Annotated in this window: 13 protein-coding genes and 1 other annotated feature; all 13 genes read right to left on the bottom strand. The window is 33.3% G+C overall.

The features are described 5' to 3' along the window. Positions 1–254 precede the first annotated feature (254 nt). Positions 255–1,355 (bottom strand): plasmid pRiA4b ORF-3 family protein, encoded by a 1,101-nt coding sequence (locus tag M2651_RS03715; protein WP_252130994.1) that lies wholly within the window; start codon positions 1,353–1,355, stop codon positions 255–257. A gap of 67 nt (positions 1,356–1,422) precedes the next feature. Next, positions 1,423–2,400 carry a recombinase family protein gene (locus tag M2651_RS03720; RefSeq protein ID WP_252130995.1) on the bottom strand — a complete coding sequence of 326 codons (978 nt, stop codon included), beginning with the start codon at positions 2,398–2,400 and terminating at the stop codon, positions 1,423–1,425. Between the two features lie 323 nt (positions 2,401–2,723). Further along, positions 2,724–4,094 (bottom strand): 23S rRNA (uracil(1939)-C(5))-methyltransferase RlmD, encoded by a 1,371-nt coding sequence (gene rlmD, locus M2651_RS03725; protein ID WP_252130996.1) that lies wholly within the window; start codon positions 4,092–4,094, stop codon positions 2,724–2,726. 118 nt (positions 4,095–4,212) lie between these two features. Next, positions 4,213–4,575 carry a DUF1540 domain-containing protein gene (locus M2651_RS03730; protein ID WP_252130997.1) on the bottom strand — a complete coding sequence of 121 codons (363 nt, stop codon included), beginning with the start codon at positions 4,573–4,575 and terminating at the stop codon, positions 4,213–4,215. 294 nt (positions 4,576–4,869) lie between these two features. Continuing rightward, positions 4,870–5,688, bottom strand: a complete 819-nt coding sequence (gene trpA / locus M2651_RS03735) for a tryptophan synthase subunit alpha (RefSeq protein ID WP_252130998.1) — start codon at positions 5,686–5,688, stop codon at positions 4,870–4,872. Beyond that, the gene (gene trpB, locus M2651_RS03740; RefSeq protein ID WP_252130999.1) at positions 5,688–6,863 is read right to left on the bottom strand and encodes a tryptophan synthase subunit beta; all 1,176 of its coding nucleotides are present in this window, start codon (positions 6,861–6,863) and stop codon (positions 5,688–5,690) included. Before trpB ends, trpA begins: the two co-directional genes overlap by 1 nt. After that, a complete protein-coding gene (locus M2651_RS03745) occupies positions 6,863–7,471 on the bottom strand; it encodes a phosphoribosylanthranilate isomerase (RefSeq protein ID WP_252131000.1) in 609 nt (202 codons plus the stop codon). Before M2651_RS03745 ends, trpB begins: the two co-directional genes overlap by 1 nt. Next, positions 7,468–8,256, bottom strand: a complete 789-nt coding sequence (gene trpC / locus M2651_RS03750) for an indole-3-glycerol phosphate synthase TrpC (protein ID WP_252131001.1) — start codon at positions 8,254–8,256, stop codon at positions 7,468–7,470. The genes M2651_RS03745 and trpC overlap by 4 nt, the downstream gene beginning before the upstream one ends. Next, positions 8,256–9,272, bottom strand: a complete 1,017-nt coding sequence (gene trpD / locus M2651_RS03755; RefSeq protein WP_252131002.1) for an anthranilate phosphoribosyltransferase — start codon at positions 9,270–9,272, stop codon at positions 8,256–8,258. The genes trpC and trpD overlap by 1 nt, the downstream gene beginning before the upstream one ends. After that, positions 9,262–9,840 carry an anthranilate synthase component II gene (locus M2651_RS03760; protein WP_252131003.1) on the bottom strand — a complete coding sequence of 193 codons (579 nt, stop codon included), beginning with the start codon at positions 9,838–9,840 and terminating at the stop codon, positions 9,262–9,264. The genes trpD and M2651_RS03760 overlap by 11 nt, the downstream gene beginning before the upstream one ends. Beyond that, positions 9,840–11,273, bottom strand: coding sequence for an anthranilate synthase component I (trpE, locus tag M2651_RS03765; RefSeq protein WP_252131004.1), 1,434 nt, complete (start codon positions 11,271–11,273; stop codon positions 9,840–9,842). Before trpE ends, M2651_RS03760 begins: the two co-directional genes overlap by 1 nt. Before the next feature lie 46 nt (positions 11,274–11,319). Further along, positions 11,320–11,666 (bottom strand) — a binding site (T-box leader). Between the two features lie 145 nt (positions 11,667–11,811). Beyond that, positions 11,812–13,569 (bottom strand): pyruvate kinase, encoded by a 1,758-nt coding sequence (gene pyk, locus M2651_RS03770; RefSeq protein WP_252131005.1) that lies wholly within the window; start codon positions 13,567–13,569, stop codon positions 11,812–11,814. A gap of 18 nt (positions 13,570–13,587) precedes the next feature. Then, positions 13,588–14,547, bottom strand: a complete 960-nt coding sequence (pfkA, locus tag M2651_RS03775; RefSeq protein ID WP_252131006.1) for a 6-phosphofructokinase — start codon at positions 14,545–14,547, stop codon at positions 13,588–13,590. Between the last annotated feature and the right edge of the window lie 36 nt (positions 14,548–14,583).

Raw genomic sequence — 14,583 nt, forward strand, 5'->3', positions numbered from 1 at the left:
AATTTTTTAGCAAAATTCACATTACCAATTAATTGGTTATTAACTGTCCGTAGGTCAGTTATCAATGCTATCGTCTCAACGTGTGATAGTTAGACTAAATAAAGTGGCAATATTGATGTCACATTCATCTTTAAAAAATCCCCTTAAAGCTTGTAAAATAGCCATTTCTTTAATATTTATAAATAAACCTTTCATATTCATAAGTTAAACTTTTGCAATAAGGTTGAGTTGATAATATTGATGTCAACTCAAATTCATATACTTATAACCCTAGGACGCTTTTCCCAATCACTCAGCTCTACAGTCCAATACCCTGCCCATTCTCGCATTTCTTTATATTCTGGGGAGTTAGGATTCATCATAATTTCATGGAAGTCAATAAATCCTGGTACCCCTCCCACATCCTCTGGAGGTGTTTGCCCACTTGCTTCTAACAAATATGGTGACTCCTTATCGTACTCATCTATTATATTTATAAGCTCTATTTCATGTTTCCAGTTATCTCCCATATCATAGGTATAGATTATATATTTCTCCTGAGACAAAAATTCTGACAAGGTGTGACTTCCCATCAAAATTGCTTCTTCATCATATTCTAAGTCTTCCTCAAAAGGAACAATTCTGGTAGTTGGCTTATTCTTATCTCTATCAAAAACAGTAAAGTCATATAGATGATAGTTCCTCCAGTCAAACACTGACTGCAGCACCTTATGTAACTGTTTAAATTGTATATCTGCAGGTACAATAATTTTCCTTTCCGCCTTATATATGTCTAAATCAAGTGTTACAAGTAATTCAAAGGCACGGTATCTATAAGCTTGCTTTCCAGTACCCTCACAAAGTGCATTAATCATTGCCTTGTAAGGGTAGAAGCCCTCTTTATTTGTACCAGAATAATTGACAATGGTTCGATTTGCAGGAACACCTATTGTATCACTAAATACTTTTTCAATTCCATTATATTCATTTGCTACATAAAAAGCACATTCTGTTCCCGCTTTTGTTACCCATGATGCTGCCTGTCTGCTACTATTTTGAACAAATTCCACCTCACCTGACAGTCGCATATATTCTTCCACAAGCTCTGGGTTTAAATTCATGGAAAGAAGTGTGCTTGAAATGGCTGCCTTCATCATTTCCGCTACATTTTTCAGCGAATTTCGCTTAACTTGATAAATAGCAACAGTAAAGCGTGTTGCATTGTTCACTAGAACAAGCATATCCTCTGTTCTACGATTATCCCAAACTTTAGTCCAGTTTGCTGTCCATGAAAATAGTGGGTTTATAACCTCATTAATAGGTTGTGGATTTATTCCCATGGCACTCGCCAGTTTTTTAGTTAATGCAATTTGCATATTTTCTCCTCACTTTCATCAAATTCAAATCCATGCACTCAAATCACTAGTTAAGTGCATAATAAGATTAAATTTTATTTTCTTTCTTTATACTATAACGAGTTCCTTTTCTTTTAACTTTTCCTTCAATAACTTCTACATTGCTTCTTCGTCTCATCTCTTCTTGTACCTGTTCAAATTTTTCAACTTCTATTATTGGCTCATGAGCATTCTCCAATAAATATTTTTCTTGTTCACCATTATTTATTTGCTGTTTATTATTTGGAAATGTCCCTGTATAAGTTTTTCCTAAAATTACATTTCCTATATATTTTTCATTTGTAAGTATAGTTTGAATGGCACGTTTAGACCACTTATCTTTACCCTTTGAGGATTTAATATCTTCACACTCTAGCTCTTTTATAATTAAGCCTATACTGTATCCTCTTAAATATAAGTCAAATATTTTTCTTACAACCTCTGCTTGAGCTTCATCAATTACCAGTTCTCCTTTTTCGTTATGTTTATAACCATAACACTTTCTACAATAAAGCTTAGATTTACCTGATTCAAATCCACGCTTTAACCCCCACTTTATAGCCTCACTTGTTGATTCGCTCTCTGCTTGTGCAATTGCAGTTAATACAGCTACAAGTACATCATTGTCAACTTCACTGGTTCTAATATTTTCTTTATCAAATATCATTTCAATTCCCATACTTCTTAACTTATTTACTGTTTCAAGTAAATCTACTGTATTTCTAGCTATGCGGCTAATAGACTTAACTAAAACAATGTCAATTAAATTTTCATAACAATCAAATATCATATTCTGAAATCCTGAACGAAATGTATTTCCTCCTGAGTCTTTATCTGTGTAAACTTTAAATAAACTCCACTTAGGATTGTTTTTTACAATCTGCTTTAATCCTTCTATTTGTGCTTCTAGGCTTTCTTCTTGAGAATCGTGATTTGTACTAACCCTACAGTATATTGCTACCCTTTTATTTGGCTCTATTTTAGCTGGAATGTACATTACTTTGGGATTTAAACTCTTATTCACCATAACAAAACCTCACTATTAAGTTTAGACTACTTATCTTTAATTATTGCCAGCTATATGATAAGTAGTCTAAAAAAACAATTATTTTATCCATAATTTTCAAACATCTATCTAGCCTACTCGTAAAAGCCACATCTATCCTGCCTTCTCAACCTCTACGGTATCTATCTTGCCTACTACACTATACAAATATTATAATCATTAAAATATTTCTCTGCAAAATAAATATAAGGATTTTCAAATCAGAAACACCAAAAATAAATTTTATGATGCCTCTTGTAAACTTGAAAACCCTTTATTTATCAATGCTTTACACACTTTTATATTTATTTTTTTGTTATCAATACAACACACTCAACGTGCGCAGTCTGAGGAAAATTATCAACTGGCTGCACTTCTATTGTCTTATAGTTAAGCTCTTGAAGTATTCCTAAATCCCTAGCCAAAGTTGCTGCATCACAGGATACATATACAATTCTTTCAGGTACCATGTTAGCTATGGCTTCAAGGAGACTTCTTTCGCAGCCCTTTCTTGGCGGGTCTACAACCACCACCTGAGCCTTTATCCCTTTTTCTATAAGCTCTGGAATTACTTTTTCAGATTCACCTGTTAAAAACTCTACGTTATCTACATTGTTTTGCAATGCATTTTTCTTTGCATCCTCTATAGCCTGCGGAACTATTTCTACTCCATAAACCTTTTTAGCTTTTTGAGAAAGGAAAAGAGATATAGTTCCTGTACCGCAGTAGGCATCGAATACTGTTTCATTTCCGCTTAAACCTGCATATTCAAGTGCTTTATTATAAAGTACCTCTGTCTGAACAGGATTAACCTGAAAAAAGGAAAGAGGAGAAATATTAAACTTAAATTTTCCTATATAATCCGTTATAACATCACTGCCCCACAAGGTTTTATTTTTCTCACCTAGTATTACATTAGTTTTTTTATGATTTACATTTTGTATAATACTTTTAATTCCCTGAATATTTTTAGTGATTAAATCTACAAATTCTTCATAGTAAGGCAGTTTATCCTGCCTTGTTACAATAACCACCATAACTTCTTTGGTTTTAAAACCTCTTCGTACCATTATATGCCTTATATTTCCATCATCCTCGTTTTCATCATAAGTTTCAATATTATATTTAATTATCCATTCTTTAGTCAAACTTATAACCTTATCAGCTATTTTATCCTGTATATAGCAGGTTTCCATATTTACTATGTCATGGCTTCTTGGAGCGTAAAATCCAATTTGAACTTCTCCATTAACCTTTCCTACAGGAAGCTGAACTTTATTTCTATATCTATAAGGCTCTTCCATCCCTATAACAGGATGAACTGTCACATCTTTAAGCTTTCCTATTCTTGCAATAACCTCTTTGACTCTTTCAGTTTTAAATTGAAGCTGAGCCTCATAAGACATATGCTGCATTTGACAGCCGCCGCATCTTTTATAAATACTGCAAATTGGTTCTCTTCTATGAAAAGACTGCTTTATAATATCTAAAAGCTTTCCATAAGCATAGTTTTTAGCTACTTTAACTATCTTAACTTTTACAGTTTCACCAATTAAAGCGCCTTGTACAAAGATAGTGAAATTGTTAAGCTTTCCTACTCCTTCACCTTCATATCCCATACCAATTATATCTATAATATAATCCTTATTTTTTTCAATTACTATATTTTCACTCATATTATCATCCTTCACCTGTGTACTATCTGATTTATAAATTATATAATTTATTTACTTCCTTGTCTATTATATAAAAAATAGTCTATAAATCATGAAATCGACTTATAGACTACATAAACTATCTATTCTTAAAAGTTTCACATTGAGTTCCTTGAGTATTTTCAGCATTAGGACCATGAATCTGGATATTATCTGCGTTACATTTTCTGTCTATATTATAAATACAGTTCATTGCTTCGCATTTTATTATAGGAATCATTTGTATTGAATTTTTAGTAAAAATTTGCTTAATTTCTCCTATCATATTCATATTAGGTAGGTGAGTTATTGCATTTTTAATTCCTTTAGGAGCAAAAGTATTACACATAGTCTCCATACTTGAATGAGCGCCTGCACCTATTATATTTATAACATTTGCTGAGCACAGCCCACTCATATTATGAACACAATTTAATGCACTGCAGCTTAATTCTCCATTCATAAAAATCCTCCCATATCCTTACCACTATTACTATTCTATTTTGCATGTAAGTAGTTTATCCATAATTTATTATATTTATTCTAAGATAAAAAAAAAAGCAGCTAAGCTGCAAAGTAATAGAATGAATCAGTTGCTCTTATATTCCATTTAGTCATTTTTTCCATTTTTTAACCAAATTATACATTATTCATATAATTCTTTATAATTATCTATTAGAAATATACGACAAAGACAATACAACTATTGGTTATATGAAACCTAGTATTATTATGATAATAGCTCACAAATATTATTTTACTTATTTCCTGGGCAATTGACAACTTTTTTTACAGCATTTTTAAGTTCTTTTGTAAAAACTCCTACTTTTTCAACTGCTGCTGTACTATTTTCTGCTGAAGCTATAAGCTTTATTATAGCACTTCCTACTATTACACCTTCACCATATTTTGCAAATTCCTCTGCCATTTCTGCACTAGATACACCAAATCCGATAGCTCTTGGTATTTCACTGTATTGTCCAACCAAATTCATATAGTTTTTTAAATCCGTAGCAATACTGTCTCTTGTCCCAGTAACACCATTTGTTGATACACAATATACAAAACCTCTGCCAAACTTCAACACTTTTTTAACTCTTTCTTCTGAGGCAGGTGCTACTAATGGAATAATATCTATATTATATTCAAAAGCAATTTCTGCGATTTCTCCTCTTTCCTCCAAAGGTAAATCAGGAATTATAAGCCCGTCAATACCAACTTCATTACATTTTTTTATAAACTTTTCTATTCCATATTTAAAAATACAATTATAATAAACCAAATATAATAGTGGTACAGAAGAAATTCTTCTTATATCTTTTACAATATTCATTATATCATTTATTTTTATTCCAGCTTTTAACGCTCTTTGAGAGGATTCTTGTATAACTACTCCATCTGCCAGGGGGTCTGAATAAGGAATACCTAGTTCAATTATATCTGCCCCTGCTTTCTCCATAGCCAGTACTAAATCTATTGTAGTACTTCTATCCGGATCTCCTGCTGTTATAAAAGTAATAAGTGCTTTTTCATTTTTTTCTTTTAACTCCTTAAACTTTAAATCTATTCTGTTCATTAAAGCTTTACCCCCATTTCTTCAGCTACAGTATTAATATCCTTATCTCCTCTGCCTGAAAGGTTAACTACAATAATTTTGTCCTTGCTTAAGGTTGGTGCTAATTTTAAAACATGAGCAATTGCATGTGAACTTTCAATTGCAGGTATTATCCCTTCCATTAATGATAATTCTTTAAAAGCTTCCAGTGCTTCCTTATCAGTTACAGCAACATATTCAGCCCTGCCTATGTCATGTAAATATGCATGCTCAGGTCCTACACCTGGGTAATCAAGTCCCGCTGATATAGAGTAAACCGGCATTATTTGTCCATCTTCATCTTGAAGCACATAAGTTTTCATACCGTGAATTATTCCAAGGGAGCCTTTAGTTATAGTTGCAGCATGCTGTTCTGTATCAACTCCAAGCCCTGCAGCCTCGACTCCTACAAGCTTTACCTCCTTATCTTCTATAAAAGGATAAAAAATTCCAATAGCATTGCTTCCACCGCCGACACAAGCTACCACATAATCTGGAAGCCTTCCTTCCTTTTCAATTATCTGCCTTCTGGCTTCATCACCTATTATTCTTTGAAAATCTCTAACCATTGTTGGATATGGGTGGGGTCCCATAACAGAACCTATAACATAAAAAGTAGTATCTATATTTGATACCCAGTCTCTCATCGCTCCGTTTACTGCATCCTTTAAGGTTCCTGTACCGCTTGTTATAGCATTAACCTTTGCACCTAGCATTTTCATTTTAAATACATTAAGCGCTTGTCTTCTTATATCTTCTTCTCCCATAAATATTTCACATTCCATTTGAAACATTGCTGCAACAGTAGCTGTAGCAACACCATGCTGTCCCGCCCCTGTTTCTGCTATTATTCTTTTCTTTCCCATTCTTTTTGCCAAAAGTACCTGTCCTAAAACATTGTTTATTTTATGTGCCCCGGTATGATTTAAATCTTCTCTTTTTAAATAAATTTTTGCTCCTTTGTATTTTTCACTTAAACTTTTTGCATAATAAAGCGGAGTTTCTCTTCCGCTGTATTCCTTTAAATAGTAATGATATTCCTCTAAAAAACTTTTATCCTTTATTGCCTTTTCAAATTCAATTTCCAGTTCTGTTATTGCATTCATAACAGTCTCAGGTACATACTGCCCTCCAAATTGTCCAAATCTTCCCTTCATTATAATCTCCTCACTTTATCTATAAATTCTTTCATTTTATGAAAATCTTTAAAACCGCTGCTTTCAACTCCGCTGGATACATCTACTGCAAAAGGCTTCACAATTTTTATAGCCTCTTTAATATTTTCACAGTTTAATCCCCCTGCAAGCACTATTTTTTGTTCTAAATCATGCTTCTTTAATATATTCCAGTCAAAAGTTTTGCCGCTGCCCCCCTTTACTCCCTCAACCTTAGAGTCAAGAAGCAGTCTGATATTTTTATATTTATATATATTTGAAAGGTCTTCCTCTCTTTTAACTGAAATAGCCTTCCAAACCTCAAAATCCTTAAAGCTATTTATATACTCAATAGATTCATTACCATGAAACTGAAGCACATCAAGTTTAACCTTATCTGCAATTTCTCTTACAGCTTCAATGCTTTCATCTGCAAAAACACCTACAGCTTTTATTTCTTTATCTAAGTTTTCATGAAGCTTTAAAGCTGTACCAGCACTTACTCTTCTCCTACTTTCAGCAAATACAAAACCAGCATATTCAGGCCTTAGCTTATTTACATATTCAATATCAACATATCTTGTTAAACCGCAAATTTTAATCTTAATCATGACTTAATACCATCTTTGCAAACTCTTACAAATTCATTAACTTTAGTTCTATCTTTAATAATTCTCATAAAAGTTTCACCAACTAATATGGCACTTACTCCTAAACTTTTCAAATACTTTATATCATCAGCATTGCTTATCCCGCTTTCAGAAACTACTATTTTATCCTTTGGTATTAGATTTTTAAGCTTTTCTGTATGCTTTAAGCTGACGTGAAAAGTTTTAAGGTCTCTATTGTTTATCCCTATTATCCTTCCTCCACTTTTAAGTGCCTCTTCAAGCTCACTTTCATTATGAACTTCTATAAGCACATGCAGTCCCAAGCTTGAAGCTAAATCATAAAATCTTTTAAGCTTTCCAGGCAGAATAGCTGCTATAAGAAGAATAGCATCTGCACCTATATCTAAAGCCTGATATATTTGATATTCCTCTATAATAAAATCTTTGCGAAGCACAGGCTTATCAGCTATTATCTTTACATCTTTTATATATTCATCATTCCCCTTAAAAAAATATTTCTCTGTAAGAACTGAAATTGCATCTATATCAACTTCATCATATACTTTTGCAATAGCTTTATGATTGAAGTTTTCTATAATAACTCCCTTTGAAGGAGAAGCTTTTTTAATCTCTGCTATTATAGACATTTCCCTTCCGCTTAGTGCCTTTTCAAAGTTTCTAATTTCCCTAGGCTTAGAATTTTTAATCAAATTCTCTAATGGTTTTTCTTCTTTCTCTATTTCAAGCTGCTTTTTTTTAACCGCAACAATTTCATCCAGTATCATTACATTGCCACCTTCTTACCAAAGTTTATTATTTCCTCTAACTTGTCATAGGCTTTTCCAGAATCAATAATCTTCTCTGCTAATCTAATTCCTTCCCTGAAATTATCCGCTGCCTTACCTACATACAAAGCAGCTGCAGCATTCATCACTACAATATTGCGTCTAGCTCCCTTTTCTCCCTTAAATATATCTAAAATTATTGCTGCATTTTCTTTTGAATCTCCACCTTTTATCTCTTCCTTTGTGCAAAGCGGTATACCATAATCCAGCGGATTAATAGTGTAATCTATAACTTTACCTTCTTTTACTTCTGTTACAGTAGTAGTTGTTGTTGTTGTTATTTCATCCAAACCGTCATTTCCGTGTATTACAAGTACTCTTTCCCTTCCAAGTCTTAAAAGAACTTCTCCAAGCTGATGAGTCAAGTTTCCATCAAATACTCCAAGCACCTGTCCCTTTATATCTGCAGGATTTGTAAGAGGTCCTAAAATATTAAATATAGTTCTAATTCCTAATTCTCTTCTTATCGGAGCAGCATTTTTCATTGCAGGATGGTACTTTTGAGCAAAGAGAAAAGTCATACCTGTATCCTTAAGACACTTCTCAGATAATGAAGTTTCAAAATCTATATTAAAACCTAGTTCGCAAAGCACATCTGCACTTCCGCTTTTACTTGAAACTGCTCTATTTCCGTGTTTTGCTACCTTTACACCTGCAGCAGCAGCAATTATAGCTACAGCTGTAGATATATTAAATGTATTGGCACCATCTCCTCCAGTGCCGCAGGTATCTATAGCAAAAAAGGATACATTAAAGCTTCTTGCATTTTGTTTCATAGACTTAGCACAACCTGTTATTTCATCTATAGTCTCACCTTTCATTCTAAGCCCTGTAAGAAAAGCTCCTATCTGAGATGGAGTACATTCACCTCTCATTATCTCATTCATAGCTGCCTCTGCTTCTTCGGTTGTTAAATTTTCTCTTATAACAATCTTTTTAATAGCTTCATTTAACATTACAAATCACCTCTGCAAAATTTCTTAACATCTTGTCACCATATTGTGTTAAAATTGATTCAGGATGAAATTGAAGCCCATAAAGGTCAAAATCTTTATGCTTTATACCCATTATTACATCATCCTCAGTTTTTGCTATTACTTTAAACTCAGTTGGTAAACTATTCTTTTCAACAACAAGAGAATGATATCTCATAACAGTAAATCTTTCTGGTAAATCTTTAAATATGTCACTTTCTTCTATAAAAACTTCTGAAGTCTTTCCGTGCATTATTTTCTCAGCTCCTGATATTTTTCCTCCAAAGGCATAGCCTATAGCCTGATGCCCAAGACATATTCCAAGTATAGGAAGCTTATCTGCAAAATTTCTTATTACCTCAATACAAATTCCTGCTTCCTCTGGTCTTCCAGGTCCTGGAGAAATAATAATACCATGTAAATCCATATTTGTTATTTCCTCTATTGTAACAGCATCATTTCTGATTACCTTAATATCTTTGTAAATTACTCCCAGCATTTGATATAAATTAAAGGTAAAAGAATCATAATTATCTATTAAAAGAAGCATTAAATCACCACCCTTAACGCCTTAGCCTTATTTATTGTTTCTTCATACTCCTTAACTGGATCCGAATCATACACTATTCCAGCCCCTGCCTGAAGATAAGCAGTTTTATTTTTAAAAATTACAGTTCTGATTGCAATACACACATCCATATTTCCTTCATAGGAAAAGTACCCTAAGGCACCTGCATATATTCCACGTCTTATATTTTCAAGCTCATCTATTATTTCCATTGCTCTTATTTTAGGCGCCCCGGACACTGTTCCTGCTGGAAGACAAACCTTTAAGGCGTCAAAACAATCTAAGCCTTCTTTTAACCTGCCAGTAACCTTTGAAACTAAATGCATTACATGTGAATAAAGTTCTACTTCCATAAATTTCTCTACCTTAACAGTGCCAAACTCGCTTATTCTACCAGTATCGTTTCTCCCTAAATCTACAAGCATTACATGCTCAGCTATTTCCTTCTCATCTTTAAGCAAATCTTCTGCTAAAACTTTATCTTCTTCACTGTTTTTCCCTCTAGGTCTTGTACCTGCTATAGGATTAGTTGATACTATATTATTAATAACGCTTACTAATCTTTCAGGAGAAGAGCCTACTACCTCAAAGCCGTCAAATTCTATATAAAAAAGATATGGAGATGGATTTTTAGATCTTAATCTTCTGTATACTTCAAAAGGGTTTTCTTCTGTATTAATAGTTAATCTTTGAGATAAAACCACCTGGAATATATCTCCTTTAGTTATATAATCTTTTGCTTTATTTACCCTTTTACAAAACTCTTCTTTTGTAAAATTAGATTTTGCTTCCCCAAAAGACCCTTCCCTTTTCAAAGGATGAAGCTCTTTTCTAACTCTAATCTTCTCATAAGTTGTTTGCAGTAATTGCACAACTTCTTCATATTCAAGATTATCTTCAGGAAGTACATTATAAATAATATAAAGCTTATGGTTATAGTGATCATAGCATATTATTGTTTTATAAAATAAAAGATAAGCCTCTGGTATGTTTATCTTATCCTTATTTTTATCAGGCAGCACCTCATACTGCCTGATAACATCGTAGCCTACATAGCCTATAGCACCTCCACTAAAAGGAAGGCTTATATTTTCAGCATGATATTTTAAATTCAATATATCCCTAACTGTATCAAGCACATCACCTTGTTTTTGTATTTTACTGCCGTCATCACTTATTATGGTTATCCTGTCTTTATAACTATTAACCTGAAGATAAGGATTTTCCGCCATAAATGAGTATCTTCCGCTGTCTTTAGTAGCTAAAGCACTTTCTAAAAGACACCTGTTTTTTCCTTCAAGGTTATAAAATATTATTATTGGTGTAAGTTCATCTGCATGTGCTTCAAAGATTACAGGAAAAACTTTTTTAGATTCTCTAAGTTCATAAAATTTACATTTACTCAAATTAATCATAACTTAGCCCCCTTAAAAAATTATTAAAAAAAAGCCACTTCGTCTGTTTTGGGACGAAGTGACTCGTGGTGCCACCCAAATTAAATTTACATTTAGTATAAAGCATAAATCTTATTTTAATTATTCTAAAATAAGATAAATAAAAACACCTTGCCCTGCAAATAGGACGAGGTGTTGAACTCGCTATGCCACCTAAATGGAAATTTATCTTTACCAGGTACGGAATTAATCGATACCCTGTCCTTTTAACGGAAGACTCCCGGAAAATGCTACTATAAGTTCGCATATCATCTCACAGACCCATTCAATATAGACTACAGTATCTGGCTTACACTATCCCAGATTCGCTGAAACTAAACTTCTATATCTACTCTTTCTGATCACTGATGTTAAAATAATTTTATATTATTGTGTATATTCAGTCAATAGTTTTTTAAAAATTTTTACAATTACATATATTCAATTTTTAATTTTATATTAATCAAATAATTTAAAAGAGAGAACGCCTTACTTTAGGCATTCTCTCATATATTTATAATTATACCAGGTTTACCTTTCCGCTGTATACGACTCCTCTTCTAATATCTAGTGTAATAAAGGAACCTGTTTTTAGAATATCTGTTGCACCAGCTGCGTTATATATAAGCGGTATTTCCTGAGCTATACACTTAATAGTAATATCTGATGAAACCTCTGCTTGTTCAGTAATTATTCCTGAAACTCTATCAAGCAGGTTAAGATATTCTCCTGTCAGATGTTTAACTACTAGAATATCTCCTTCTTGTACATTTTCCTGAGCTTCACTAAAGCTGCTTACTACATTTACTGTACCATAGCCATGCACGGAACCGGATGACTTTCCTTGAACTAATATATCTCCAACAACGTGTACCTTCATCATATTTGTAGTTCCTACATAATCAACAGGTATACCTGCTGCGATAACTACTAAATCACCGTTTTTTACATATCCGGTATTCTGAGCAATAACAACTGACTTTTCTATAAGCTCATCTGTTGATTCCATCTTATCTGCTATAATAGGGAACACACCCCAATTAAGAGCTAGCTTTCTTGCCACATTCCAATATGGAGTAACAGCAATTATTGGACATTCTGGTCTGTAGTTTGAAACTATTTTTGCAGTATGTCCGCTTTGAGTTGCTGTAATTATAGCTGAAGCATTTAAGTCCATTGCAGTATTGCAGGTAGCAAGACTTATTGCATTTGGAACGTTAGGAATATGGTTTCTTCTTCTTTTCTTTAGCTTTTCTTCATAGTTAAGAGCTTTTTCTGCTCTTTCTGCTATCTTGGACATAGTAATAACTGTCTCTACAGGATACTTTCCATTAGCAGTTTCTCCGCTTAACATTATAGCATCAGTACCATCAAAAATAGCATTAGCAACGTCTGAAGCTTCTGCTCTTGTTGGTCTTGGGTTTTTTATCATAGAGTCAAGCATTTGAGTTGCAGTTATAACAGGCTTACCTGCTTCATTACATTTTTCTATTATCATCTTTTGTACAACAGGAACATCTTCTGTTGGTATTTCAACTCCAAGATCTCCTCTTGCTACCATTATACCGTCGGAAAACTTAATAATTTCGTCTATATTAGCAACACCTTCATGGTTTTCAATCTTTGAAAAGATTAATATATCCCCACCGCCGTTTTCCTGTAGAACCTTTCTAATAGCAAGAACATCTGAAGCTTTTCTTATGAAGGATGCAGCAATTATATCCACTCCCACTTCAATGCCAAATTTTAAATCTTTGATATCCTTTTCTGTAACAGCTGGCAACGTAGTTACAACTCCTGGAACATTTACATTTTTATTATTTCCAAGACTGCCGCTGTTTTTTACTGTGCAGAATATTCTGTTGCCTTCTATACCTTTTACCTCAAGTCCTACAAGTCCATCAGCTATCAGTATGGAATCACCTATTTTTACATCCTTATAAAGATCAGCGTATGTAACAGAACAAATAGTGTTGTTTCCTAGAATATCTTCACCGCATACAACAGTAAAAGGTTCTCCTTCTCTTAATTCAACACTGCCTCCTTCAAACTTGCCTGTTCTAATTTCTGGTCCTTTAGTATCAAGTATTATGGCAATCGGTTTATTATATTTTTTCCTTAAAGCTTTAACAAGATTTATTCTTCTTCCATGCTCCTCATGATCTCCGTGAGAAAAGTTATGCCTTGAAGCATTCATTCCCGCTTCTATAAGCTTTGATAAAATCTCCTCATTTTCACTTGCAGGTCCTACAGTACATATAATTTTAGTTTTTCTCATGAGTTCCCCTCCCCTGAATTAATAAGATAATGCTTTTGCTATTTCATAAGTCTTTTCATCAAATTTTCTCTTTATTGATAAAGCTTCATTAGTTTCTAAATCAATGATTTCTCCGCCTCTAGTTCCTATTACTCTGGAAGTTTTTCCCTCTAAAAGCAATTCAACAGCTCTTGCTCCCATTTTAGACGCTAATATTCTGTCAAAAGCTGATGGGCTTCCTCCTCTTTGTATATGTCCAAGTATTGTAGCTCTTGTTTCAATTCCTGTTATCTCTTCAATTTGTTCAGCAAGCTCATTAGCTCCGCCAACGCCTTCTGCAAGTAATATTAAATTATGAAGCTTTCCTTTTTGTTTTCCATCAAGTATTACTTTACATATTTCATTTAGGTCAAATCCCTTTTCTGGAAGGATTATGCTTTCTGCTCCACCTGCAAGACCTGCATATAAAGCAATATCTCCACAGTTTCTTCCCATAACTTCCACTATACTTATTCTTTCATGAGAAGTTGAAGTGTCTCTTAACTTATTAATAGCATCTAAAACTGTATTAAGTGCAGTATCAAAACCTAATGTATATTCTGTATATGGAAGGTCATTATCTATAGTTCCAGGTATTCCTATTGTTTTTACTCCCAGTTCAGATAACAGCCTTGCTCCTGTAAAGGAACCATCTCCACCAATTACTACAAGTCCATCTATTCCATAAACCTTTAAAATTTGTGCAGCTTTTTTTCTTACTTCTTCTTTTTTGAATTCTTCACATCTAGCTGTTTTTAGTATAGTTCCACCTCTGTGTATTATGTCGGATACACTGTGCCTGTTCATTTCAAATATTTCTCCATTTAAAAGGCCACTGTATCCTCTTTGAATACCCATTACCTTGAGCCCTTTATCTAAACCAGCTCTAACTACTGCTCTTATAGCAGCATTCATTCCTGGAGCATCTCCTCCACTAGTTAATATGGCAATTGTTTTCATAATTTCCCTCCTAACTTATCCCACTGGGACAAATAT

The sequence above is a fragment of the Clostridium caldaquaticum genome (genome assembly GCF_023806125.1).
GTDB lineage: Bacteria > Bacillota > Clostridia > Clostridiales > Clostridiaceae > Clostridium_AT > Clostridium_AT caldaquaticum.